The sequence below is a fragment of the Citrobacter sp. Cpo061 genome (genome assembly GCF_030332845.1).
Classification (GTDB): domain Bacteria; phylum Pseudomonadota; class Gammaproteobacteria; order Enterobacterales; family Enterobacteriaceae; genus Citrobacter; species Citrobacter portucalensis.
In genome coordinates, this window is the sequence record NZ_JAOWHB010000036.1 from 299,836 (window position 1) to 323,169 (window position 23,334).

Consider the following 23,334-nt stretch of genomic DNA (forward strand, 5'->3'; position numbering starts at 1 on the left):
CCTCCGGGCAGGCTGTTCAGACAGCCTGCCCGTTTTTTGAAGAGTAGTGACGTTTTCTTGTTAGGGGTCTGCTATATGAAGTACAGCACCACACTACCGGTTAAAGCGCTTCCGTCGGCGGAAAAATATGACGGTAAAGGACCAGAATACAAGCGCCGCTTTCACGTAATGGCCAAGCCCACCGGCTCGACCTGCAACCTCGACTGTTCCTACTGTTTTTACCTGCACAAAGAAGAGCTGCTGCATCAGGACAGACATACTGGCATGAGCGATGAGGTGCTAGAGAATTTCATTCGCCAGTACATTGATGGCCAGGACGGCGACCAGGTGGTCTTTTCCTGGCAAGGTGGCGAACCCACGTTAATGGGGTTGGAATTCTTCCAGAAAGTAGTCAAATTTCAGAAGCTGTACCAGAAGCCCGGCCAGCGCGTCGAGAACGATTTACAAACTAATGGCGTGTTGCTGAACGACAAATGGGCTGAATTTCTTAAAGAACATCAATTTCTGGTGGGGCTGTCCATTGATGGTCCACGAGAACTGCATGACCGCTACCGTGTCACCCGTAGCGGCAAACCGACATTCGACAAAGTGATGGCGGGCGTTGAGGCCCTCAAGCGTCACGGCGTCCCATTTAACGCCCTGGTCACGGTAAACCGCACCAATGCCCGCTTTCCGTTGGAAGTATACCGCTTCGTCACCCGTGAACTGGGCGCAACCTACGTACAGTTTAACCCGTGCGTCGAACCGGTCGATTTCAAGCAAACCGCACCACAGTTCTGGCAGGACGAAAGCATCCCGTTAACCGGTAGCCGCCGCGCGCGCCCTGGCGATCTCGATTCGATCGTCACCGACTGGTCAGTTGACCCGGAGGACTGGGGCACATTTCTGATCGCCGTGTTTGAAGAGTGGGTTAATAACGATCTGGGCCGCGTACAGGTCAATCTGTTCGAAACGGCGGTCGCGCAGACTATGGGAATGCCTGCTCAAATCTGTACCCATTCAGAATTCTGTGGTAAAGGGCTGGCGATCGAGAAAAACGGCGATATTTTTTCCTGCGATCACTACGTCTATCCCGAGTACCAGATCGGCAATATTGAACATGCCCAACTTTCACACCTGGCTTTTTCCGAACGGCAAAAAGCCTTCGGCATGGGCAAGCGCGACACGCTACCCAACTACTGCAAAACCTGCCCTTATCTGAAGCTGTGCTGGGGCGAATGCCCGAAAAACCGCATTGTCCGCACACCGGACGGCGAGCTGGGGTTGAACTACCTTTGCCCGGGCATTAAAGCCTTTTTTAACTATGCCGAGCCGATTCTGGTGGGCATCACAACCTTACTTAAACGTGATTTTGCAGGGCTACGCCGATGATAAATCGAGAAAAATTATTACAGCTTGAACAACGCATGAATGAGCAGGTTCTCGGTCAGGAAGAGCTGGTGCGCATGCTGATCATCGCCCTGCTTTGTGATGGACACGTTCTGCTGGAAGGCCTACCGGGTCTGGCGAAAACTCGCGCTGTGCGTGAGCTTGCGCGCCACGTTGAGGGGGATTACCGCCGTATTCAGTTCACGCCGGATCTTCTGCCTTCAGACATCACCGGCAGCGAAATCTATCAGCAGAACGCTTCCCGCGAAGAGGATCAGTTCCGCTTCCGCCCTGGCCCGGTGTTCGGCAATATCATTCTCGCCGATGAAATTAACCGCGCCTCGGCGCGCGTGCAGTCCGCTCTGCTGGAAGCCATGGAAGAACGTCACGTAACGGTGGCGGGCAACAGTTGGCCTCTGCCCGGTGTTTTTATGGTCCTTGCCACGCAAAACCCGGTGGATCAGGAAGGAACCTGGCCGCTGCCGGAAGCCCAACTGGACCGTTTTTTGATGAAGGTGCTGGTGCATTACCCGTCTAAAGAAAACGAACAGAAAGTGATGCAACTGGTGCGCAGAGAACAGCAGCAAAAGTACCAACAATTGACGAACGTCACACCGGCCGCACCTGAACAACCCGATGCGCTGATGCTTAGCCAACAAGAAATTGCCGAATGTTGGCAGGCTATTTCCGCCGTTCATGTTTCCTCTACTGTCGAAAACTATATCGTCAATCTGGTGGACTTAAGCCGCCATCCGCAGTCGGTGAACGATACGCTGGCCGGGTACCTGACCTTTGGCATTAGTCCCCGCGGCACCCTGGCCCTTGAGCGTTGCGGTCGCGCGCAGGCCTGGCTGGAAGGTCGGGATGCGGTGCTGCCAGAAGACATTAAAAAGATAGCCCCGGCCGTGTTGCGCCACCGCCTGATGCTCAGCTACCAGGCCAGCGCCGACAACTGCACGCCGGATGATGCCGTACGGATGCTCCTTGATGCCGTGGTAGCGTGATGAACAGTGCCGTTCGCGTTGACCGCGATACGCTGCTGAAGCTCGCTGGCGATGCGCGAGCCATTGCCAATCCGCCAGGGCAGATCCCACCAGGTGCACTTGGCGGAGAGCGCACATCACGACAGCAAGGTCGCGGGCTGAACTTTGACAGCCTACGCCGCTATCAGCCCGGCGACGACGTCCGGCTGATTGACTGGCAGGCCACCGCGCGCATGCGTACGCCGTGGATTCGCCTGTATAACGAAGAGAAAGAACGTCCCGTGTTCTTGTTGGTCGACCAGAGGCGGGATATGTTTTTTTCGACGCGCGTGCAGACAAAATCCGTCGCTGCGGCTAAAACCGCCGGGCTGCTGGCCTGGCGCAGCTGGCACGACGGCGATCGTTTAGGCGGTATCGTCTTTGGTGACCAGGACTTTTCCCTGCGCAAATGCCGTGCGCCAAACGCTTCACTCCCTGCATTTCTCGACGATTTAGTGCAGTACAACCACGCCGTGGCGGACAACTATCCGCATGAAGCCCCCCATCCGCTCACGCTGGCAGCCATCCTGCGCCACAGCCTGCCGTTGATTCCAACCGGCTGCTGGGTCGCGTTAATCAGCGACTTTCACGATATGGATAGTGAATGCGATGCACTGCTGGCGGCCCTGCGCCGTCGGGGAGAAGTGAGCGCGTTCGTGATGCTCGACGATCTGCATTTGCGCCTGCCTGCTCACGGGCGACTGGCGGCCTGTTATGAAGGGCAAGAGGTGGCATTTTCACTCTCGCCTGCACTACAGGACGGCATCAAACAGAGTATTACAGCGCGGCTTTCGGCGCAGGCGTCGCGCCTCACGCGGCTTGGCGTCCAGGTGAAGCAGATTGTTGTCGCCGGGGATCTGCTCAGACAGCTACAAAAAGGGGTTTAGATGCTGGAGAAAGGATTTACGGTACCCGAACTGGCGGAACCGGTTCTCCCCGATTCACCGTCATGGTTTCCCCTGCCGCCGGGATGGTTCGCTCTGGGCGGCGTCGTGCTCCTCGTGATACTTGTTTTTCTCATCATTCGCGTCGCCAGATGGCGCCGTAATCTGTGGCGTCGTCAGGCCCTGACGGCCCTCACTCAACCACAAACGGTGGACAGCTGGCTGCTGCTGATCAAACGTATTTTGCTGGTGCATCAGCCGCGTGAACAGGTTAGCGGTGCGCTGGACCCTGCCCAATGGCTCCCGTCCGTCCCACTGGATAATGCGCTGCGCCAACGTCTTTGCGAACGATACTGTCAACCAGACAACCAGTTGAGTGATGCCGATACCGCGCGGCTGCGTGTGCAGCTTCGCACCTGGCTTGAAGGACTACCCCATGTCTGAATACTTCTCACGCCTGGCGTTCGCCTGGCCATGGGCCTGGCTGCTACTTATCCTACCGTTGGTAGGCCGCTTTGTGATGGCCAAAGAGCGCTCACTTAAAGAGTATGTTCGGGTCCCTTTTTTGCCCGGGCTGATCAATGAACTCCAGCTCAATAGCCAGCCTGCCCACAGCGGAAAGTTATCGACCGGGCTGTTCTGGCTGGTCTGGGCGCTGCTGGTCTGCGCGCTTGCCCGCCCGGAATTGCTGACTCCGCCACAACATATTGAAAAACCAATGCGCAACATCATGCTGATTCTGGACGTTTCTGGATCAATGGAAAAAAACGATGTTGCGGGGGGCATTACCCGGTTACAGGAGGTGCAGGAATCGGTTAAAAAATTCGTGGCCGCCCGCAAATCAGATCGTATCGGTCTGGTGATCTTTGCTAACAGCGCCTGGCCATTTGCGCCCGTCAGTGAGGATAAACAGGCGCTGGAAACCCGTATCAATCAGCTTGCGCCTGGCATGGCGGGGCAACAGACGGCGATTGGCGACGCGCTGGGCGTGACGGTGAAACTGTTAGATTCCAGCGGCGATAATGAAGCCAGCAAATTGGCCATTCTTCTGACCGACGGTAACGACACAGCTTCGCAGTTGACACCTCGCCTTGCCGCACAGCTGGCGGCCAGCCATCACGTACAGGTCCACACCATCGCTTTTGGAGACGTCAACAGCAGCGGCGATGACAAGGTGGATTTAGGTCTTTTGCAGGATATCGCCCATACCACCGGCGGGCGCGCATGGACGGCGCAGAACAGCGGTGCGTCGCTGGATGCGGTCTGGCAAGAAATTGACGCCATCACGCCGGTGCAGGTGAAGAGTATTGGCTGGTCATGGCGAATACCGTTGTTTGCCTGGCCTCTCGCTGCCGCACTGGTTTTATTGCTGGCTTTTAATATTTATCGCGCGCTCAGGGAGAGAATGGCATGAGTGATTTTCACTTTTTATACCCCTGGTGTTTGCTGCTGTTGATTCCTGCCATCGCGCTGTGGTGGTTACCCTCTGCCGGGCGTAGCGCCTGGTCACGCATTATGGATAAGTCGCTGGCAAACGCGCTGATCGTCGGGCGACAACGTAAACTCAGTCGGGCGCTGCCGTGGCTGGTGATGCTTGGTATTATCGCGCTCGCAGGCCCAAGCTGGCAGCGTCAGCTTCCCGCCGCCCTGACGCCAGAAAGCAACGTGATGGTGATTTTGCAGCAGGATACCGCGATGCTTGCCAGCGACATGCCTCCCAGCCGACATCAGCGGATGCAGACCAAAATCATGTCGCTGATGGAACGCATGCCTGGAACACGCTTTGGCCTGGTGGTCTATAACGCCGGGGCCTGGCTTACCACTCCACTTACCGTCGATACGGCCTTTTACTCGCTGTTCCTGCATGCGCAAACGCCTGCACTATTACCGTCTGGCGAAGGTTCTGGATTACAATATGCGGTCTCGCTGGCAATGCACAATATGCCCGCCGCACCGCGCAGCATTATCCTGGTGAGCGATACCTTAAGCGCGGAAGACGCCAGATGGCTTGGTGAACAAAATACGCCGCTACAAATCTGGGTGCCCGGAACCGCGCAAGGGGGCGTGCTGCCCGAGAAATATGCCGCCAGCGGTACGGATACACGGTTGAACGTTTCGCGCTTCGAGCAGATGCGCGACGACGGAATTCCGGTCACGCTGGTAACCACCGATGATGAAGACCTGCCCGTGGTACAGAGCCACATCCAGCAAAGTGTCACCGCGCAAAACAATGCCCGCAGCGATTTACACTGGCGGAACGATGGCTGGATGCTAACGATCCCAATACTTGCCCTGCTGTTAATCTGGCGACGCCAGCTCTTTTGCTGGGTGTTGGTCGCGCCGCTGCTGCTCTGGCAGCCTTCCGGCCACGCCGCCTGGCTGGATGCCTGGATAAGCCCCGATGTGCAGGGGCAGCGTGCGTTCTCCAAAGGGGATTACGCCCGCGCGGCCCAGCATTTTAACGATCCACTCCGGCAAGGTATCGCATGGTATCGGGCGGGAAATTATCCCGCCGCTACCGCCGCGTTCCGACAGGCGGAACAAACCCCGGAAGCACTGCTCTGGACAGGCAATAGCTACGCCCAGCAAAAGCAGTGGCAACAGGCGTTGAACAGCTACGATCGGGCGTTAAGCCTGCGCCCGGACTGGAAGCTGGCGCAGGGTAACCGCGCAAAAATCGCCGCAATCATTATGCAACTGCGACAAAAGGAGCGCGAAAATAAATCGGCTCAGGGAGAAGAAGAAGATTATAAACCCGATGAAATTAAGCACGACCTGAAGCCCCACCAGGGGGCAGAACAAAAGGATATTCAGCCCATTGCCGGAGGGAATCCACAGGTGAATCAGTGGTATGAAAATCTGGCGGTTTCACCTTCTGGGCTGTTAGAAAGCCTCTACCGAACCCAGCCAGGAGAAGACCAATGAAGCTTATCTGGTTATTACTGCTGGCGGTACTTCCCTGCCAGGCGGCAATGACGGTCTCCCGCGAATTGATCGCCCCAGAACACGTTGTCCCTGGCCAGCCGGTGCGGGTAGCGGTAACGTTCTGGACAGATTCCTGGTTTAACCCGCCGCCGCAGTGGCCCGATTTCCCAGTAGAAAACGGCGATATTCTAACCAGCACGTCACCGAATCAATTGCTGACCCGTCACGATGGCGGTACAAGCTGGAGCGGCGTGCGCATGGAACGCCAAATCACTGCATGGGATCAGGGTAAGCTGGATTTACCGGCTTTCGAAATGACATTAACCGCATCCGGGCAAGCACCCGTTACGGTCAAACTGCCTGCACTGGAAACGGCAGTTAGCTGGCCGACAGGTGTCCAACAACCGGACCGTTTTCTGCCCGCTTCCAGCTTTTCGCTCAGCCAGAAGGTCAATATTTACCGCAGTGGTGAAGATAAAACGCTGCGCGCCGGTGACGTAATCGAACGCGTCGTCACAGCCAACGCTACCGATGTGATGCCCGCTCAAATCCCACAGCTGCTGTATGCTATAAACGGCACGCACACCCAACGGTTGACACCAGAAAACCGTATGCTGACGTCGGGGCGCGGTGACATTACAGGCGCTGAACGCATGGAAACACTCCGCTATTTACCGGTTGATGCAGGAGAAATCACACTACCGCCGATTAAATTACGTTGGTGGGATACAACCCATCAGCAATGGCAAATCGCTGAACTGCCCGGCAGTAAATATACCGTTGCCGCTTCACGCACCGCTGGGGCAGAATCTGTGTTAAAAGGCAGCCGCGACACCTTCACCTGGTCGACCGTGCTGCTGCTGACGGGCGGCCTCGCTTTACTCGTTCTTATGTTTATTTTCCGCCGCACATTGCTGCGTAGCACGCGTTATTTATCTCACCGCTGGTGCCGATTCTGGCAGCCGATTTCGTTACCGGGACAAACCCCAGATAACAGGAACTCACAATGAAGCGTACGTTAATTACACTGGTTTTATGCGGCCTTTGCAGCACCGCCGCGGCTGAGCCGCTCTCCGCATGGAATGACACGGCAGCCAAACACGCTATTGAGGAATGGGTACAAAATGCCACCAACCCCGATAGTCCAACGTTTATTCCCACTGATAAACGCTACGTCGTATTTGATAATGACGGGACACTGTGGCCGGAAGCGCCGATGACGTTTCAGATCCAGTTCGCGCTGGACGAGATTAAACGTCTTGCCCCAGAAAATCCCAATTGGTCGAACGATCTGCTGGTGCAGGCCGTATTGAAAGACGACCTCAAAAGCGTCGTCGGTTCAGGAGAAAAAGGGCTTATGCACCTGCTATCGCTCACGCACAGTGGCATGACAACGGAGGACTTTACTCAGCGGGTTGCCAACTGGGTTTCAACGCATAAAGACCCACGTTTTGGCTGCCAGTATGACCAGATGGGATATCAACCTATGCGTCAGTTGCTGGATTATCTACGAGAGAATGGCTTTAAAACCTGGATTGTTTCCGGCGGCGGGATAGATTTCATGCGCGTGCTCTCGCAAAAAATGTATGGTATTCCGCCAGAACAGGTGATCGGATCGTTCGCGCTCGGCGAGTTCGCGTTATCCGGAGATGGGACAACAATCACCAAGACGATGTCGGGAGCCTTCAATGATGACGCGGCGAACAAGCCCGTGGCGATCCACCTGTTTATGGGGCAGCGCCCCGTGGGCGCATTTGGCAATAGCGATGGCGATCTCGCCATGCTGCAGTACACGGCCGCCAATCCGGACGCGAAAACCTTCGGACTGCTGGTCCATCATACCGATGCCGCACGTGAATACGCCTATGATAGTCACCCACCCGCAAGCGGAAAACTTGTTGATGGATTAACGCAGGCGAAATCGCATGGCTGGACCGTGGTTGATATGAAACAGGACTGGAAGACCGTATTTGACCCGGCGCAGTGCGTCGTGAAATCATCACCATAACGATCTGTTTAAGGCATCAGTCCATGTTCCTAAAAGACGATAACATCTTCTTACGTATCATATTATTACTACTTTCTACCTCTACGCTGTCGAGCTGCACATTAACCCGTGTTTCCGACAGCACACATGCCAAAGAGGTCGATGAGCTGAATGTTATTGGTCTGAGCCTGGAGGGAGCAAGGCAAAGAGCAACTGAAAAAGGTTTTGTGTGCAGCGAATACGGAAACGTGAACACGGTTGTAACCGAACAGGGTGAGCATCGATGGCTACAAACTGAATGCAGCAAGAAAAGTGCAGAGCTGTTCTGCCCGCAAATGCGTTTTGTCGTTCTTAATGTCGATCCCAACACGAATAGAGTCGTTGATGTTGGCAATTATGTTAATCAACACACCTGTTTTTAAAGACAACACCTGCATCTTGCGCTAATTATCGTATCGACTAAAGGACGTTATCTTGCTCATCAGAATCATCATCGCAATGGTCGCATTTGCCGGCAACTCCGTACTTTGCCGACTCGCATTGAAGGGGATGCATGCTGATGCTATTTCATTCAGCAGCCTCCGGTTGATAAGTGGCGCAATTGCCCTTTTTTTATTTATTGCGATAACATCTGACAGCAGAAAATTTGAGTTCAAGTGGTTAAATGCCCTGCTCCTTTGCATCTATGTTTTTTCATTCTCTATTGCCTATGTTTCTCTCAGCACCGGTGCTGGTGCCCTGCTGCTCTTTGGTACCGTTCAGCTCGTCATGACAGTATGGGGGATAGCTCAGGGAGAAAAGCTCATAATTTTAAAAATAACAGGAATACTCGGGGCATTGGCTGGAATAGCCATATTGCTGCTTCCTGGTGCAGAACGCCCTTCCTTGTATGCTGCAATAATGATGGTTATTGCTGGGTTAGCCTGGGCTTTCTACAGTATCACAGGGAAAAAAATCACGGATGCTGCTGCCTCAACCGGGGGGAATTTCATCCTGGCAATCCCGGTCGCATTGATTATCCCTCTGTTCTTCCGCTCTCATCTTCATATTGATATATATGGATTAGTTCTGGGCGTGCTTTCTGGTGCAATTACATCGGGAGGTGCATATCTGCTCTGGTATTCATTGCTCCCCTTACTCAGGTCCACAACGGCCAGTACTATTCAACTCAGCGTACCTTGTCTGGCCACTCTCGGTGGGATCCTATTTTTGGGCGAAACGCTCACCGTCAGAATCCTTCTCGCAAGCGTCATTATTTTGGCTGGAATTGGCTTAGTTATTTTCTCTGATATGAGAAAAGGAGCAAAATAGACTGATTAATTATCGGCAAAGACGATACAGAACATGTTGTGCCAATCGATGATCTGGCGGCAACGCGGGATGCGTGAACTCTTCTGTTTTATTCATACCAAGTCGTATCATCAGATTCTCTGACGGTTTATTCAGCACAGAAGTAAATGAAACGACTTCATTTAGTGCCAGTACGTCAAAAGCAAATGCAAGACTCGCTTGCGCGGCTTCTAACGCCAGACCCTGGTGCCAGTATGCTTTAGCAAGGCGCCAGCCAATTTCGGTACAGGGTGAAAAATGAAATTTATCAGGTTGTGGATGCAACCCCACACAGCCCACAAACTGGTGTGTTTCTTTTAGCTCTACGGCCCAAAATCCCCAGCCGCGTTCTGCAATACCTTCACTAAATCTATCGGCCAGGTTATCGCTTTCAGCTTTCTGTAGCGGCGCGGGGAAAAAACGCATCACGTCAGAATCGGCATTGAGTGCAGCAAAAGGGGCTCGGTCTTTAGCCTCCCACTGTCGTAATATCAACCTTGATGTTTCCAGCATATTCCTGCCCTTATCATTCATTTTCATATAATCTTCTAAAATAAGTGGCTCATCGGCAAGGTCTTATACCGTCTTTTTCCGACTTTTCCTCTCATACTGGAGATTTATACATGGCCGACTGGAACCCTTCGCTTTATCTGCAATATGCAACTGAACGTTCAAGACCCGCAGCAGAATTACTCAGCCGTGTGGCGTTAGAAAATGTCCGCTCAGTTGTTGATCTTGGTTGTGGTCCGGGAAACAGTACGGCATTGCTGCATCAGCGCTGGCCCACGGCAAAGACAACAGGTGTCGATTCTTCACCTGCTATGCTGAATGAAGCACGCAACGCATTACCTGACTGCCATTTTATCGAAGCGGATATTAGCCAGTTTAAGCCCGAGCATCCCGTGGATCTGCTTTATGCAAATGCGTCGTTACAGTGGGTGCCCGATCACTATGAATTATTCCCACATTTGGTCTCACAGCTGAGTCACAACGGCGTTCTGGCCGTGCAAATGCCGGATAACTGGCTGGAGCCCACGCATGTACTGATGCGCGAAGTGGCTTATGAACAAGATTACCCCGACCGGGGGCGTGCTCCGCTTCCTGGCGTTCACGCCTACTATGATATTTTAACCGAAGCGGGTTGTGATGTGGATATCTGGCGTACAACGTATTATCACATTATGGATTCGCATCAGGCGATTATCGACTGGGTAAGCTCAACGGGACTACGCCCCTGGTTGCAGGATTTGAGCGAAAGCGAGCAGCGTCATTACCTGGCTCGCTACCATGAACTGCTTCAGGATCAATATCCGTTGCAGGAAAACGGCAATATTTTGCTGGCATTTCCGCGGTTGTTTATTGTTGCCAGACGCAATAGTTAAACGTTTATCATCAGACAGATCACAGGACAGGGCTACCGAGTATGCGCGCCCTCGCCTTTTTATCATAAGGATCTAGTGGCTATGTCAGGCATCTGCTAGTGTCTTGCCACATGTTTCTGACGGGGGTTGTTATGTCTAAAGTCTACATTGGTGGGTGTCTGTGTGGCTCGATCCGCTTCACTGCCAGCAGTCCTAATAATTCCCATACCTGCTCATGCGATATATGCCGGAAACATACGGGGGCCCCGACTGTCGTCTGGATTGAGTTTGATGCAGAAAATGTAGAATGGACGGGAAAAGCCGGAAAACCAACAACCTGGCGCTCATCTGAAACTACCAGCCGGGCTTTTTGCCCTCAGTGCGGTAGTTCCGTGGGCGCCATCGATGACGCTCCGGTCATTGCGCTTTTAGCCGGCGCTTTTGACGATCCTAATGATGAAGATCTGGCGCCGGAGTTTCATTCGTTTTCTGATATGCGGCCAGCATGGTGGGAAACAGAACGAAACTAAGTTAGTTGGTAATGTTTATCCGGCATATGTTTTGCTGGCACATTGGTTTCATCGTTCATTTGCAGTAAATCGATTTCGATTGCATTGCAAATCGCATCCAGCGGCAGATCATTGTTCTCAGTACCAAACGGATCTTCAAGCTCTTCCGCAAGCGCATCGAGCGAGATAAAAGTATAGGAAATAAGCACTGAAATAAACGGCGTCATGTAGTGAAGATCCACCACCAACGCGAATGGCAGCATGATACAAAACAGATAAACAGTGCGATGAAGGATCAAAGTATAAGCAAACGGAACTGGTGTATTCGCGATTCGCTCACAACCTGCCAGTACTGCCGACATATCATTTAATCTGTTGTTTAAACTATGAAATAATATATCGGACAGCTGTCCATCACGTCTGCGTATGGCCAACCACTCCCCCATCAGCAACAAAATGCGGTTTGCTGGCGATTGTGCGGCAAATACCGTCTGCAGATCTTTCTCGCTGAGATATTTCGCCAACGGCTCTGCCTGTGGGTTTCGACGTAATGTCATGCGTAAACAGTGGGCAAATGCGATTTGCAGACGAACAAACTGCCCCAGTTCAGCGTCATCCGGTAAGGTGGTTTTCACCTCGCGAAGTAGCGATCGGGAAGCAATCATCAACTGTCCCCACAAGTGTCGGGCTTCGACATAACGTGAATAGCAGGCGTTATTGCGAAAACCTAAAAAGATAGCAATCGCCACGCCCAGAATACTGAACGGTGCCAGGGTAAATTTGATACCCAACATCGTATACCAGGGCAACATGATGATAACGGCGATGGAGAGCAGGAAGTTCAGCAGCAACCGTGAGAATATTTTAGATAATACTGAACCATGCCAGACGAATATCAGGCGCAGCCAGTGTTGTTGGGGACGAACGATCATGGTTATCTTCGGGAAAATGTGAAATCCGTCACATTAGACGCGATAGCGATCAATGTTGCAAGTTAATAGCAACATTAACCCAACAACTTTTGCCCTGCTTAAAATGAAGCCGCACCTAAGTCACAGACCGGGTTTATGATATAAACCACACAGTATGTTGTAACTAATGTATATCCAGAAAAAACCCGGCCTGAGCCGGGTTGTCGGTAGTCGTCTTAGCACAGTGGCTTAACGGCTTCACGCATACCTTTTGCCAGAATGGTATCCAGATCGGCAGAGACCTGTTCCACCAGTCCAGAAACCTGCGTCAGATCTTGTTCCCAGTGTTCTTTGACACCCAGTACAGATTTGACCAACGCTTCGGTACTTATTTGGCGATCGCGATGCTGGGACCACAGCTGTTGAAAACGCTCTATCCAGTGCGCATCATCCTGAACCGGATAAGACTCACCGTTGCGCTCTCCACGATAAAAAGCAATTAACGCGGCAAGCGCAAACGTCAAACGCGCCGGCAGCTTACCGCTGGCCTGTTGCCCTGCCAGCAGTTGCGGCAATATACGGGTGCGGAATTTGGTCATGCCATTCAGGGCAATCGACAGCAGCTGATGTTTTATATACGGGTTGCAGAATCGACCGGTTACCGCGCTGGCGAAAGAAGCTAACTCATCACGTGGTAAATCCAGTACCGGAATGATCTCTTCATAGATCGCTTTCTCCACGAAAGCACAAATCTCAGCGTCATTCATCGCCTCGCCCACGGTGTCCAACCCTGCCTGCCAGGCAACAGGGACCAGCGCGGTGTGAGCACCGTTGAGAATCGCCACTTTGCGCTCTTTGTACGGTTTGATGTCATCCACGATCAGGACATTCAGCGGATACTTATCCAGACGTAGTTCTGCGGCTAATGACTTCGGCCCCTGAATGACAAACAGATAGAAATGTTCTGCGGTATCGAGGAAAGCATCATGATAGCCCAGTTCAGCTTCGAGCTTAGCTACCTCATCACGCGGATAGCCGGTAACAATACGGTCCACCAGCGTGGAGCAAAATGCATTGGCCTGATCCAGCCACTGAATAAACGCTTCCGGCAGCGCCCATTCCTGAGCGTAGCGCAGAACCAGTTCACGCAGCGCATCGCCGTTATAATCAATCAGTTCGCAAGGGATGATAATCCAGCCTTTATCCAATGCGCCGTTAAAATAGCTGAAGCGTTCGAACAGCAGACGCGTCAGTTTAGCCGGATAACTAACCGCAGGCGCGTCGTCAAACTTATCGCCTGCGTGGTAACTGATACCTGCTTCCGTGGTGTTAGAGAACACAAAACGCATATCAGGATTATGCGCCAGCTTCAGGAACTCATCGTATTCGCTATAGACGCTGATTTCACGGTTAACTGAACGAATTAGACGGGCATCACTGACGGCCTCGCCCTTCTCATTCAAACCACGAATGATAGTGGTATAGAGGCCATCCTGCGTACTCAGCGATGGCGGGAAGGAACTTTCGATAGGACGAACAATGACCACACCAGCGTTCAGATCGGTATGTTCGTTCAGCAGATCTACCTGCCAGTCTACAAAGGCGCGCAGGAAGTTTCCTTCACCAAACTGAATAATGCGTTCAGGATACTGAGCACCGGGGAAATCGCGACGATTTAGTGTTTGCACAATGGGTTCCCTTTATGATTAGTCATACAACCTGATTGAATTGGTCCAATAGGTTAGCAAACTTTAATACATTGAAACCCTGTTTTGATCAATCCCCGGCGACAAATTAGAGCGTTTTATAGAAAAGTGTGGTTCCGGTCAGCATCCCATCGGGCATTTGGGCATAGTCAGGTATCACCCCTACCTTTTTCCACCCACAATTGTGGTAGAACAACTCCGCACCACTGCCCGTCGCCGTATCAAGCACCAGCACCGTTTTACCTTGTTGACGCGCGCAACTTTCCAGTTCATTCATCAATTCACGGGCCAGGCCACCGCGTCGCGCTGAAGGGTGAACCAGCAGTTTGGCGACATCAGCACGATGAGGTTGATTTTCGGGTTGATCGATAATGAGTTGGACGGTACCGACAAGCACCCCCAGCGCATTCTGCGTACCAAGAACGATCCGTTCTCCGCGAGAAACACTTTGCGCGACCTTCATCCAGAAAGGCTCTGATTTTTCGCGATTAAAGGGCAGCATAAAACTGATGGAGGCGCCGTCATTGACGCACTGTTCAAGAACATCGCTGAGCTCGTCGATTCGCGACAGAATCTGTGCCGCGCTCAGCACAAAGCAGGGTTTGTCGGAAGCCATGGTTTCTCCTTAGATTGACCCCTTCATACTGCTTTTAACAATTACACAACACAAGGGGGCATATCATAGGATAATGTTATCTATGGCTTGTTCATTTGGAGCACTAACCAGTGGTAAATAACCGTGACAACGTAACGTTGCTGTTCATCGTTTAGCGCTACACCCTGAGGTATATCATGCCATTTCGCCAGACACCCTCGACAGCACGTCGCCGTAGCATGTTGAGCAATAAATACCGGGTGACCACGCATAGGAGTCTGTTTACCATCATTGGCGGGAAACGCAGGTGCCAGTCGTTTAGCTATAAAATCCGCAGCATGTTGTTCGATAACTGGCGCCCCTTTATCCAGACAATACTGCCTTTCTTTCTGACCAAGACGAAACCGCGAGCGAAACGTTGATTTCGCCAGCCGGGCAAAAAGAGGATCGAGCGTTTTCATCAGTAAACCGAGCGCCCCAGCTGTTGTGTTAATTGCTCCAGCACGGCGATACCGGCCAGTGAATTTCCCGCCGGATCCAGTTCCGGGCTCCAGACAGCAATCGCCATCTCGTGTGGCACGATCGCCACGATGCCGCCACCCACACCTGATTTCGCCGGAAGCCCGACCCGCCAGGCAAATTCCCCTGCGTTCTGATACATGCCGCTGGTCGCCATCAGTGCATTGATCTGCCGGGCCTGCATCGGAGTGACCACAGGCTCCGCAAGATGAAAGGCATGCCCTTGATTTGCCAAAAAGACAAAAGTCCGCGCCAGTTCCACACAGCTCATTTTCAGCGCGCAGTAGTGAAAATAGTTCTGCAAAACGGTGGGCACGTCATGGTGAAAATTGCCGAAGGATTTCATCAACCATGCAATAGCGGCGTTACGCGCCGAGTGCTCAAACTCCGATCGCGCGACCGTCGCATCATAGGCGATATCCGACACGCCGCTTAATGCCCGCACCACTTCCAGCATCCGTTGACGCGGTGCGCTTAGACGCCCTTGCAGCATATCGCAAACCACCAGCGCCCCGGCATTAATAAAGGGATTGCGAGGGATACCCTGCTCCATTTCCAGCTGCACCAGGGAGTTAAAAGGATGACCGGAAGGATCTTTGCCGACGCGCTGCCAGATCTCATCTTCCTGATAGTGACGCATCGCCACGACCAGACTGAGCACCTTTGAAATCGACTGAATAGAAAAACGTTCTTGCGCATCTCCCGCCTGATAGTGCTGTCCATCAACGGTACAGATAGCAATACCCAGTTTTGAACCGTCGACGGAGGCTAATGCCGGAATGTAATCAGCGACTTTACCCTGACCAATCAGCGGACGAACCTGCTGCACAATGGTCTCTAAAATTGAATTGTCCATGGCCCTGGCCACAACATGCTCCTTGCTCGCAGGTATGAAAGGCCTGCGAGTATAACAGAGCTGAATACGCAGCGTCAGGCCGGAAGGCGGAATCTGGCCACGGCCTGCATAAGCTGGTTAGATTCATGGTGAAGCTGTAAGGAAGAATCAGATGCAGCATTCACCAGATCACTGGTTTGTCGGGCTTCGCCGTTCAGGACATGGAGCTGACGGGTTAACTGGTGAATACTGTTCCCCTGATTTAACGTTGCAGTCGAAATGTCGTTCAGTAACGCACCGAGGTTTTCCACCAGTGCGAGAACCTGCTGCAAATTCTTATCCAGTCCGTTAACCGCGTGAAAGCCCTCTTCAATGCCCTGTAACGAGTGTTTAATCAGTGTCTGAATGTTTTGCGTAGACTGACCACTTTTTCGCGCCAGCAGCCCAACTTCTTTCGCAACCACGGCAAACCCGCGCCCTTGCTCCCCGGCATGTGCTGCCTCGATTGCCGCGTTAAGAGCCAGGATATTTGTCTGAAATGCAATGTTGTCGATAAGCGTTGTAATCCCTCGCATTTCAGACGAGCGAGTCACAATCGCCTGCATTGACGCATTTACCGTCGCCATCATTCGGTCTCCACCTGCCGCAATATCACGCGCCTGCACTGCGCGTTGATTCGCCAGTTCAGCAAAGCCACTGTTATCCTCAACATGCGTTTCCAGAACCGAAATATGCGATGTCACAGTGCTCAACTCTTCACTTTGTTTTGCCGACTGCTGGTATAGTTGTTTATTGTTCTGCGCAAGTTCGTTGATATTTCCTACCATTGCGGTGGTGGCATCATTCACCTGCCGCACCAGCGCGCAGAGCCCCTGCTGCATTGCAGCAATACGCGAACTTAATTGCGTCACTTCCCGATTAAACTGACTCACCTGCGGGGCTGGCCGAGAAAGATCCCCCGCCGCTAAAATATCGATATGATCGATCAGCCGTCGCAGCGGCATAATCACCCAACGGAACATACTACGCCAGACCAGAAAGGCGATAACCACCAGCACCAGAGGAATAAACAAAAATAGATTTTGTAAACGCTCAAGACTGGTCAACAGCTGCTGACGCCCAGCTTCCGCATGTCGCCCACTGTCCTGCTGAAAGCGCGCGTAATTACCGTTAAAGTCTGTCTGAAAGGCCTGCACGGGTACGGCAAAAAACGCATCAATGGAACCTGACTGCATCAGCCCATCCGCCTGCTCCTGAATACCGCTATAAAAACGCTGATAGCTCTCCGTTAGACCCGGGTCCGACTGCGGCTTCATATCCCGCCAGGCATCCCATGCACTTTTTGACTGCGCCAGTGCCCGGTATGCCTCTTCCATTAACGGCCGCCAACTCCCGTCCGAACCGGTGGCGGCATCCTGCATAAAATAAATCCCCGCACGGTTAAGTAAATCGCTGGCAGATAATAATGCCACCCGCGCTTCATCGACCTTTGCCTGCTGCAAAAGCGCGAGTTGATTACGCCCTTCATTATGCTGTGCGTCGCTGACTGAGGCCGAGAGCATCAAGGAGGACACGACCTGCAAAACAGAGAACAGCGCAATAATGCAAAAAATGCCGGTTAACAGACCGAAGTGACGGGGTATTAGACGATGGAAAATTTGCGTTATGTTCATATTACTCTTCTGTATCAAAGCGTTAGCCGCGAGTGTACGGAGAGTAAATGACAGAAAAATTGCAGAAATAAGACAGGTGCCCCCAGCGGAGGCACCCACACCATCAAAGGCGGTTTTTCCAGACGGTCTGCACGTTACAAAACTCATGCAGGCCAAAGTGAGAAAGTTCGCGGCCAAAGCCACTTTTCTTCACACCACCAAACGCAACGCGGGCATCGCTGGCGCTGTAACCATTGATAAATACGCCACCACACTCCAGGCGTGACGCCATCTTCTGCGCCAGCGCTTCATCCGCAGTAAAGACAGTGGCGGATAAGCCGAAATCACTGTCATTCGCCAGCGCTAAGGCATGTTCAGCATTCTTCGCCACGGTAATTGCCGCAACTGGACCAAACAGCTCCTGGCGGAACGCCGTCATCTCTGGAGTGACATCGCCCAGTACCGTCACGGCATAGTAATTGCCCTGACCCGCAATTTTTTCCCCGCCGAGAAGTAACCGTGCCCCTTCGGCAAGGGTGGTTTCTACCTGCTGGTGCAGCTCATCACGCAGATCAAATCGCGCCATCGGCCCCAGATCGTTTTCTTCGTTCAGCGGATCACCCATTTTGAGCGCGCTCGCAGCGGTCACAAAGCGTGAAGTAAACTCTGCCGCAATCCCTTCTTCGATAATAAAGCGCTTGGCTGCCGCACAAACCTGCCCGGTGTTCTGATAACGCCCAGCGACTGCCGCCTTAACGGCCAGATCGAGGTCAGCATCATTGAGGACAATAAACGGATCGGAGCCGCCCAGTTCAAGCACACATTTTTTCAGCGCGGCACCCGCCTGGGCGCCAATCGCCGCACCGGCACGTACACTGCCTGTCACCGTTACCGCCGTAATACGCGGGTCATTGATCATCTGACTGACCCCGGCGTTATCGGCATTCACCCAACCGTAAACCCCCGCAGGTACACCCGCATCAGCGAAAACCTGCGCAATAATTGCAGCACAGCCTGTTACGTTAGGCGCATGCTTTAACAGGTAGCCATTTCCGGCCAACAGAATCGGGACGGCACCTCGCATTACCTGCCAGAGCGGGAAGTTCCACGGCATGATCGCCAGAATGGTTCCTACCGGACGATATTCAATCACTGCCTGGTTATTCTCCACCAGCGTAGGTTCCGGATTGAGCATCGCCGGTCCATGCTCGGCGTACCAGTCACACAATGCAGCTGACTTGGCGACTTCAGCACGCGCCTGCTTAATGGGTTTACCCATTTCACGTGAGATACACTGTGCCATCTCTTCCGCACGATGGCGCAGAGCTTGCCCGATCTGGCGCAGCGTTTGCGCACGGTGCTCAACGGAAGTATGTTTCCATTCGCTATAGCCATTCGCGGCAAGGTTCAGCGCATGATCAATCTCTTCCGCGCTGGCCCACGGCGTCGCCGTCAGCCTTTCACCGCTGGCAGGGTCAATGGAAATCGCATGTGTTGCTGCTGTGATAGTCATAAGTGCCTCTCTTTATCGCAGGGTATGGTTATATCATGAGCATATTTACTCTTTCTGAAAAATGAATAATATTAACCATACCATTCACGAATAGAGAAGATTATGGATCTGACGCAGCTGGAAATGTTCAATGCCGTCGCGGAGACTGGCAGTATTACACAGGCCGCCGCGAAAGTGCATCGCGTGCCATCCAATCTCACCACCCGTATACGTCAGCTTGAAGCCGACCTGGGCGTTGATCTGTTTATTCGTGAAAACCAGCGCCTGCGGCTTTCCCCATCCGGGCACAACTTTTTGCGCTACAGCCAGCGGATCCTGGCACTGGTTGAGGAAGCCAGGATGGTCGTCGCCGGGGATGAGCCACAAGGACTCTTCTCTCTCGGCTCGCTTGAAAGTACAGCAGCAGTACGCATCCCCGCCACGCTGGCTGAATATAACCAGCGTTACCCCAAAATTCAGTTCGCGCTGGCGACAGGTCCTTCAGGCACAATGCTGGACGGCGTACTCGACGGTACATTGAACGCGGCCTTTGTCGATGGCCCAATTACCCATCCGGGACTTGAAGGAATGCCGGTCTACCGTGAAGAGATGATGATCGTGACGCCGCACGGCCATCCCCCCATTCAGCGGGCCAGCGACGTCAACGGTTGCAGTATTTACGCCTTTCGCGCCAACTGTTCCTATCGCCGCCATTTTGAAAGCTGGTTTCATGCCGATCGCGCCATGCCCGGCACCATTCATGAAATGGAGTCATATCACGGCATGCTGGCCTGCGTCATTGCCGGTGCGGGTATCGCACTGATCCCGCGATCGATGCTGGAGAGCATGCCTGGGCATCATCAGGTCAACGCCTGGCCGCTAAGCGAGAACTGGCGCTGGCTGAATACATGGCTGGTCTGGCGCAGAGGTGCAATGACACGTCAGCTGGAAGCGTTTATTGAGGTGTTGAACCCTCAGTTATCACAGAGCCCGGAGTAACTGGCAATCCTCAAAGAACATGAATACCTGTAAATCCGGGTGAAGTCATACGCCCGGAATTTCATTATTATTGAAATACTTAAAAATACGAGGAATGTTCGGCAGCATATTGTGGCGCCCTGCCAATGAAATGAGATTCATATCACAAAATGATTGTATTTTCGCCAGCAAACGTTTTAAGATCGTGGCCTTACCTTTTCGCAGCTAATCCTCTTATTTGATATGACAACAGACACTGTTTCCCGCAAGGTCGCGTGGCTACGGGTAGTTACGCTTGCCATTGCCGGTTTTATTTTCAATACCACCGAGTTTGTCCCTGTCGGCTTGCTGTCCGACATCGCACAAAGCTTCAATATGCAGACCGCTCAGGTCGGGATCATGCTGACGATCTACGCCTGGGTTGTCGCCCTGATGTCGCTCCCTTTTATGTTACTTACCAGTCAGGTGGAGCGCCGAAAACTGCTGATCTGTCTGTTTGTTGTGTTTATCGCCAGCCATGTGCTCTCTTTCCTGGCATGGAATTTTACCGTGCTGGTAATTAGCCGTATTGGTATTGCTTTTGCGCACGCTATTTTCTGGTCGATTACCGCATCGCTGGCGATCCGCCTGGCCCCTGCCGGTAAACGTGCACAGGCTCTCAGCCTGATTGCCACCGGCACCGCGCTGGCGATGGTGCTTGGCCTGCCAATCGGACGTATCGTCGGTCAGTATTTTGGCTGGCGCACGACCTTCTTCGCCATCGGTATGGGGGCGTTAGTTACCCTGCTTTGCCTGATTAAGCTCCTGCCCAAACTACCCAGTGAGCACTCCGGCTCTTTAAAAAGCCTGCCGGTGTTATTTCATCGTCCGGCATTGATGAGTCTGTATCTACTGACGGTGATTGTGGTCACCGCACATTACACGGCCTACAGCTATATCGAGCCGTTTGTGCAGACCGTCGCGGGTCTGAGCGCAAACTTTGCTACCGTGCTGTTGCTGGTTCTGGGTGGCGCGGGAATTGTCGGTAGCGTCATTTTCGGTAAGCTGGGGAATCTGCATGCATCCGTGCTGATTAGCAGTGCCATTGCCCTGTTGACGGTATGCCTGGTGCTGTTACTTCCCGCTGCTGACAGCGAAATGCACCTTGCTGTCCTGAGTATTTTCTGGGGCGTCGCCATCATGCTGATAGGTCTGGGTATGCAGGTGAAAGTGCTGGCGCTTGCTCCGGATGCCACTGACGTCGCAATGGCGCTGTTCTCAGGTATCTTTAATATCGGTATTGGCGCTGGTGCGCTGGTAGGCAATCAGGTGAGTTTGCACTGGTCGATGTCTACGATTGGTTACGTCGGCGCAGTGCCTGCCGTGGTGGCGTTGATATGGTCGGTGATTATCTTTCGTAAATGGCCGGTATCGCTGGAAGAACAACCTCAGCATTCATAAAAAAATATGCCCGGTAGATATTACCGGGCACAGCGTTCTAAGCGTAGGTTTTAATAATTTCCAGCACGCCGTTAATAATAAACTGCACGCCCATACACACCAGTAAGAAGCCCATCAAACGAGAAATCGCTTCGATACCACCTTTGCCGACGAGGCGCATGATCCCCCCGGAACTGCGCAAACAGCCCCACAGGATAATCCCAACAACCGCAAAAATAATCGGCGGTGCGACCATGATCACCCAGTCCGGAAATTCGGAACCATGACGCACGGTTGACGCGGAACTGATGATCATCGCAATCGTCCCCGGACCGGCAGTGCTTGGCATAGCCAACGGTACAAAGGCGATATTGGCAGTCGGCTCGTCTTCCAGCTCTTCTGACTTACTTCTCGCTTCCGGAGAATCATGCGCCTTCTGCTGCGGAAACAGCATCCGGAAGCCGATAAACGCAACGATTAACCCACCCGCAATACGTAGTCCGGGAATCGAAATCCCGAAGGTATTCATCACAAGCTGCCCGGCATAGTACGCCACCATCATGATGGCAAACACGTAAACGGAAGCCATGAGTGACTGACGGTTACGCTCTGCGCTGTTCATATTGCCGGCAAGGCCAAGGAACAACGCTACGGTGGTTAACGGGTTTGCCAACGGTAACAGGACTACCAGCCCAAGTCCTATAGCTTTAAACAAGTCCATCATAATGTCATCTTTCCTGTGCGTTAATCGTCAACGGCAAGTATACGGTGAAATCCGCGAGATAAGCCATTTTCGCGATGTAAGGATTCATTTTTCATCCACGCGTATAAACCATAATTATCAGATCGTTAAAATTTCACTCATCGGATGTTGAGTCTGATGATTTAACAAAACGTGGCATTTGCTGACTCATTCATTTGACTTATATTTGCCTAAGCAATAATATCAGCCGTGACTAACTACTTGCCAGGGCAACCATTGTGAAAAACACCAGTGATCTGTTTAACGAAATCATCCCACTGGGTCGTTTGATCTATATGGTTAATCAGAAAAAAGATCGTTTGCTAAACGACTATCTGTCACCGCTGGATATCACGGCATCGCAGTTCAAGGTGCTCTGCTCCATCCGTTGCGCGGTGTGCATCACCCCTGTCGAATTGAAAAAAGTGCTGTCTGTCGACCTTGGCGCCCTGACGCGAATGCTGGACAGACTGGCCTGTAAAGGCTGGATCGAAAGGCTTCCGAATCCACATGACAAGCGTGGCGTGCTGGTGAAACTCACTGAGCATGGCGCAGCAATTTGCGAGCAGTGTCATCAATTAGTAGGGCAAGACCTGCACCAGGAACTAACAAAAAACTTAACGGCGGATGAAGTAGCCACACTTGAGCACTTGCTTAAGAGAATCCTGCCGTAAACAGAAAGAGGTATGACGATGTCCAGACGCAATACTGACACAATCACTATTCATAGCATTTTGGACTGGATCGAAAATAACCTTGAATCGCCGCTCTCGCTGGAAAAAGTGTCTGAGCGTTCAGGTTACTCCAAATGGCACCTGCAACGGATGTTTAAAAAAGAAACCGGCCATTCACTGGGTCAATACATTCGCAGCCGTAAAATGACTGAAATAGCGCAAAAATTAAAAGAGAGTAACGAGCCCATTCTTTATCTGGCAGAGCGTTACGGTTTTGAGTCTCAGCAGACGCTGACCCGGACATTCAAAAACTATTTTGATGTTCCGCCGCATAAGTACCGTATGACGAATATGCACGGCGAATCACGCTATTTGCTTCCACTCAATCAATGTAATTGCTAATCGCCAGTTAACGACGTAACCGAG

At 52.4% G+C, this 23,334-nt stretch carries 25 protein-coding genes; 16 read left to right on the plus strand and 9 right to left on the minus strand.

The genetic code is table 11. From position 1 onward, the window contains the following. Window positions 1-75: 75 nt before the first annotated feature. Genes OGX97_RS07415 through OGX97_RS07460 form a run of 10 tightly spaced genes read left to right on the plus strand, consistent with a single transcriptional unit; the run spans window position 76 to window position 9,497 of the window. Complete coding sequence (locus OGX97_RS07415; RefSeq protein ID WP_234095819.1) at window positions 76-1,371, plus strand: anaerobic sulfatase maturase; 1,296 nt, start codon at window positions 76-78, stop codon at window positions 1,369-1,371. After that, on the plus strand, window positions 1,368-2,372 hold the full coding sequence (locus OGX97_RS07420) for an AAA family ATPase (protein ID WP_235123757.1): 1,005 nt from the start codon (window positions 1,368-1,370) through the stop codon (window positions 2,370-2,372). Before OGX97_RS07415 ends, OGX97_RS07420 begins: the two co-directional genes overlap by 4 nt. After that, window positions 2,372-3,277: a DUF58 domain-containing protein gene (locus OGX97_RS07425; protein WP_258736516.1), complete on the plus strand. Its 906-nt coding sequence runs from the start codon at window positions 2,372-2,374 to the stop codon at window positions 3,275-3,277. Before OGX97_RS07420 ends, OGX97_RS07425 begins: the two co-directional genes overlap by 1 nt. Then, window positions 3,278-3,718: a DUF4381 domain-containing protein gene (locus OGX97_RS07430; RefSeq protein ID WP_103285202.1), complete on the plus strand. Its 441-nt coding sequence runs from the start codon at window positions 3,278-3,280 to the stop codon at window positions 3,716-3,718. Next, window positions 3,711-4,688 (plus strand): VWA domain-containing protein, encoded by a 978-nt coding sequence (locus tag OGX97_RS07435; RefSeq protein WP_279850599.1) that lies wholly within the window; start codon window positions 3,711-3,713, stop codon window positions 4,686-4,688. Before OGX97_RS07430 ends, OGX97_RS07435 begins: the two co-directional genes overlap by 8 nt. Next, window positions 4,685-6,199 (plus strand): tetratricopeptide repeat protein, encoded by a 1,515-nt coding sequence (locus OGX97_RS07440; RefSeq protein WP_279850598.1) that lies wholly within the window; start codon window positions 4,685-4,687, stop codon window positions 6,197-6,199. Before OGX97_RS07435 ends, OGX97_RS07440 begins: the two co-directional genes overlap by 4 nt. Then, on the plus strand, window positions 6,196-7,209 hold the full coding sequence (locus OGX97_RS07445; RefSeq protein ID WP_071446460.1) for a BatD family protein: 1,014 nt from the start codon (window positions 6,196-6,198) through the stop codon (window positions 7,207-7,209). The genes OGX97_RS07440 and OGX97_RS07445 overlap by 4 nt, the downstream gene beginning before the upstream one ends. After that, a complete protein-coding gene (locus OGX97_RS07450; RefSeq protein WP_279850597.1) occupies window positions 7,206-8,207 on the plus strand; it encodes an HAD family hydrolase in 1,002 nt (333 codons plus the stop codon). Before OGX97_RS07445 ends, OGX97_RS07450 begins: the two co-directional genes overlap by 4 nt. A 23-nt stretch (window positions 8,208-8,230) precedes the next feature. Then, window positions 8,231-8,608 (plus strand): hypothetical protein, encoded by a 378-nt coding sequence (locus OGX97_RS07455; RefSeq protein ID WP_048235393.1) that lies wholly within the window; start codon window positions 8,231-8,233, stop codon window positions 8,606-8,608. A gap of 52 nt (window positions 8,609-8,660) precedes the next feature. Next, on the plus strand, window positions 8,661-9,497 hold the full coding sequence (locus OGX97_RS07460; protein ID WP_219988093.1) for a DMT family transporter: 837 nt from the start codon (window positions 8,661-8,663) through the stop codon (window positions 9,495-9,497). A 9-nt stretch (window positions 9,498-9,506) separates the two neighbouring features. On the opposite strand, the gene OGX97_RS07465 is transcribed toward OGX97_RS07460, so the two are convergent. Next, window positions 9,507-10,028 carry a GNAT family N-acetyltransferase gene (locus OGX97_RS07465; RefSeq protein WP_048226507.1) on the minus strand — a complete coding sequence of 174 codons (522 nt, stop codon included), beginning with the start codon at window positions 10,026-10,028 and terminating at the stop codon, window positions 9,507-9,509. Between the two features lie 110 nt (window positions 10,029-10,138). Between OGX97_RS07465 and tam the strand changes: the two genes are divergently transcribed. Next, on the plus strand, window positions 10,139-10,897 hold the full coding sequence (gene tam, locus OGX97_RS07470) for a trans-aconitate 2-methyltransferase (protein ID WP_057067518.1): 759 nt from the start codon (window positions 10,139-10,141) through the stop codon (window positions 10,895-10,897). 131 nt (window positions 10,898-11,028) lie between these two features. Continuing rightward, complete coding sequence (locus OGX97_RS07475; RefSeq protein ID WP_003832953.1) at window positions 11,029-11,406, plus strand: GFA family protein; 378 nt, start codon at window positions 11,029-11,031, stop codon at window positions 11,404-11,406. Here the strand turns inward: OGX97_RS07475 and OGX97_RS07480 are convergent. From OGX97_RS07480 to sad, 7 genes are all read right to left on the minus strand, one after another. Further along, entirely contained in the window at window positions 11,403-12,317 is a 915-nt protein-coding gene (locus OGX97_RS07480; RefSeq protein ID WP_048235395.1) for a bestrophin family protein, read from the minus strand. The two genes, OGX97_RS07475 and OGX97_RS07480, sit on opposite strands and share 4 nt — an antisense overlap. Window positions 12,318-12,532: 215 nt before the next feature. Further along, window positions 12,533-13,984 carry a tagaturonate reductase gene (locus tag OGX97_RS07485; protein ID WP_008784755.1) on the minus strand — a complete coding sequence of 484 codons (1,452 nt, stop codon included), beginning with the start codon at window positions 13,982-13,984 and terminating at the stop codon, window positions 12,533-12,535. A gap of 106 nt (window positions 13,985-14,090) precedes the next feature. Continuing rightward, window positions 14,091-14,618, minus strand: coding sequence for a GNAT family N-acetyltransferase (locus OGX97_RS07490; protein WP_186413398.1), 528 nt, complete (start codon window positions 14,616-14,618; stop codon window positions 14,091-14,093). A gap of 80 nt (window positions 14,619-14,698) precedes the next feature. Next, complete coding sequence (locus OGX97_RS07495) at window positions 14,699-15,058, minus strand: DUF4186 domain-containing protein (protein WP_008784753.1); 360 nt, start codon at window positions 15,056-15,058, stop codon at window positions 14,699-14,701. Continuing rightward, complete coding sequence (glsB, locus tag OGX97_RS07500; RefSeq protein WP_137377907.1) at window positions 15,058-15,984, minus strand: glutaminase B; 927 nt, start codon at window positions 15,982-15,984, stop codon at window positions 15,058-15,060. The genes OGX97_RS07495 and glsB overlap by 1 nt, the downstream gene beginning before the upstream one ends. A gap of 62 nt (window positions 15,985-16,046) precedes the next feature. After that, the gene (locus OGX97_RS07505; RefSeq protein WP_235123779.1) at window positions 16,047-17,624 is read right to left on the minus strand and encodes a methyl-accepting chemotaxis protein; all 1,578 of its coding nucleotides are present in this window, start codon (window positions 17,622-17,624) and stop codon (window positions 16,047-16,049) included. 103 nt (window positions 17,625-17,727) lie between these two features. After that, the gene (gene sad / locus OGX97_RS07510; RefSeq protein WP_286592160.1) at window positions 17,728-19,116 is read right to left on the minus strand and encodes a succinate-semialdehyde dehydrogenase; all 1,389 of its coding nucleotides are present in this window, start codon (window positions 19,114-19,116) and stop codon (window positions 17,728-17,730) included. Window positions 19,117-19,218: 102 nt separating this feature from the next. Between sad and ptrR the strand changes: the two genes are divergently transcribed. Both ptrR and OGX97_RS07520 read left to right on the plus strand, forming a co-directional pair. Beyond that, window positions 19,219-20,094 carry a putrescine utilization regulator PtrR gene (ptrR, locus tag OGX97_RS07515; RefSeq protein ID WP_048214206.1) on the plus strand — a complete coding sequence of 292 codons (876 nt, stop codon included), beginning with the start codon at window positions 19,219-19,221 and terminating at the stop codon, window positions 20,092-20,094. A 222-nt stretch (window positions 20,095-20,316) separates the two neighbouring features. Then, a complete protein-coding gene (locus tag OGX97_RS07520) occupies window positions 20,317-21,513 on the plus strand; it encodes a sugar transporter (protein WP_008784749.1) in 1,197 nt (398 codons plus the stop codon). A 37-nt stretch (window positions 21,514-21,550) separates the two neighbouring features. Here OGX97_RS07520 and OGX97_RS07525 read toward each other — a convergent pair whose 3' ends face one another. Then, window positions 21,551-22,216 (minus strand): MarC family NAAT transporter, encoded by a 666-nt coding sequence (locus tag OGX97_RS07525; RefSeq protein ID WP_003832936.1) that lies wholly within the window; start codon window positions 22,214-22,216, stop codon window positions 21,551-21,553. Between the two features lie 257 nt (window positions 22,217-22,473). Between OGX97_RS07525 and marR the strand changes: the two genes are divergently transcribed. Together marR and marA are read left to right on the plus strand one after the other, a co-directional pair. Then, window positions 22,474-22,908 (plus strand): multiple antibiotic resistance transcriptional regulator MarR, encoded by a 435-nt coding sequence (gene marR / locus OGX97_RS07530; protein ID WP_003832935.1) that lies wholly within the window; start codon window positions 22,474-22,476, stop codon window positions 22,906-22,908. 18 nt (window positions 22,909-22,926) lie between these two features. Then, on the plus strand, window positions 22,927-23,310 hold the full coding sequence (marA, locus tag OGX97_RS07535; protein ID WP_003032424.1) for an MDR efflux pump AcrAB transcriptional activator MarA: 384 nt from the start codon (window positions 22,927-22,929) through the stop codon (window positions 23,308-23,310). Window positions 23,311-23,334: the final 24 nt, after the last annotated feature.